The organism is Dietzia sp. DQ11-44 (assembly GCF_014145205.1).
GTDB lineage: Bacteria > Actinomycetota > Actinomycetes > Mycobacteriales > Mycobacteriaceae > Dietzia > Dietzia natronolimnaea.
The window spans coordinates 1-1,632 of record NZ_JAALEC010000628.1; the positions used below are offsets into that span (position 1 = coordinate 1).

Annotated in this window: 2 protein-coding genes; both read left to right on the plus strand. The window is 69.1% G+C overall.

The features are described 5' to 3' along the window. On the plus strand, positions 1-373 hold a 373-nt coding region (locus tag G6018_RS14520), incomplete at its 5' end, for an ABC transporter C-terminal domain-containing protein (RefSeq protein ID WP_241732123.1). 580 nt (positions 374-953) lie between these two features. Further along, positions 954-1,475 (plus strand): DUF559 domain-containing protein, encoded by a 522-nt coding sequence (locus tag G6018_RS14525; protein ID WP_182615538.1) that lies wholly within the window; start codon positions 954-956, stop codon positions 1,473-1,475. Positions 1,476-1,632: the final 157 nt, after the last annotated feature.

A 1,632-nucleotide genomic window follows, 5' to 3' on the forward strand; every position in this document is an offset into this window, starting at 1 on the left:
CGCGGGCGACTCGGGCAAGGTCCTGCGCGAGCCCGCTGGCTCGGGTTCGGGCTCGGGCTCGGGTCCCGGGGCTGGATCGGGCGGTGGATCGGGCGGTGGTTCGGCATCCGCCGCGACCGCCGGCTCCGGCGGGTCCGGGCTCAGCTCGAGTGACGAGCGGGCGCTGCGCAAGGAGATGTCCAAGATCGAGCGCCAGATGCTCAAACTCGATCAACGACAGGCGACCCTCCACGAGGCCCTCACCGCCGCCGCAGGGGAGGCGCTCGACACGGAGAAGCTCGCGTCCCTCGACCGTGATCTCAAGGACGTGAGCGCGGAGAAGGAACAGCTCGAGGAGCGCTGGATGGAGCTCGGCGAACAGGTCGAGGGCTGATCCACCCGCCGGCGCGAGAGCGGTGTGGACGTCGAACTTGGTCGTCTCTCCTGCGGTGAATCGAGCGTTTCACCGCGCTGGGCACGACCAGAATATGGGCGGAACACCTGATGCCAAGACCGAGCGGCGCGGTTCGTTGTGGATGCTCGTCGTCCCCATCCACAGGGGACGCCGGGGGCGGGCGTGAACGGTCACCGCGGGCGATGATCCTGAGGTGCCCCGTCCTCATCCTGCTGCGCCGTTCATCGGTAGTGCGGCGGTCGTGGAAGGTCATCTGTCCGGCCATCAGCTCAGGTCAGGACATCGTCGTCTGTTCCCCGACGTGTACCTCGCCACCGGAGCGCCCGCCACACCGGATGTAATGGTCCGCGGCGCAGCGCTATGGGCACCCGCTGGAGCCGTGATCGGCGGTCTCGCGGCGGCACTGATCCACCGGGAGCGGTGGTACGCGCCGGCCGCGGTCGAGAGAGAAGTCGACATCTACGCGGTCGGAACGGCACCCGCTCCGGGCCGTGTGCGGCTGCGTCGCCTCCGGCGTGCTCTGCCGGCGGGACAGGTGGAAGCGATCGGTGGACTCCGTGTGACCTCCGCTGCACGGACGGCCATCGACGTAGCGAGGTGGGAGGTCAACGACGATACGGCGATCGCGAAGATCGACGCCGTGTGCAATCGATCCCGGATCGCCGTCAGCGAGGTGAGTGCACTGGCACGGGGCCTGCGAGGGCTGCACGGTCTGCAGAGGGTGCGGAGCCTCCTCCGGTGGTGTGACCAGCGAGCTGATTCGCCGCCCGAGACCAGGCTTCGGCTGCTGATCGTCCGGTCGGACCTCCCCGACCCGACTCCGCAGGTCGAGATCCACAACGAGTACGGGGTGAAGGTCGCCACTGCGGATCTGGCGTACGAGGTCGGGAAGGTGGCGGTGTTCTACGACGGGGACGTCCATCGAGGCAGGTCTACCTGGGAGTACGACGCGCGGGTCAACGCCGAACTCTCGGAGCTGGGCTGGCAGGTGGTCCGCGTGACCGGTTCGATGCTCCGGAATCCACGGGCGGTACTCCGCCAGATCGGTGCGGCCCTCGAGCGCGGCCGCGCACGGGTATGACCGCGACGCGCGACCACATCACCCGAATCTTGGTCGTGCCCACTGCGACAGAACTGCGTTGTGGCCACAAGGGCCACGACCACACCCGTTGAGCGGGGCGCGCTGGGATGAGAGCGCTGGGGTGGGGGCGCGCTGGGTGTGCGGGGCGCGGCGGGGT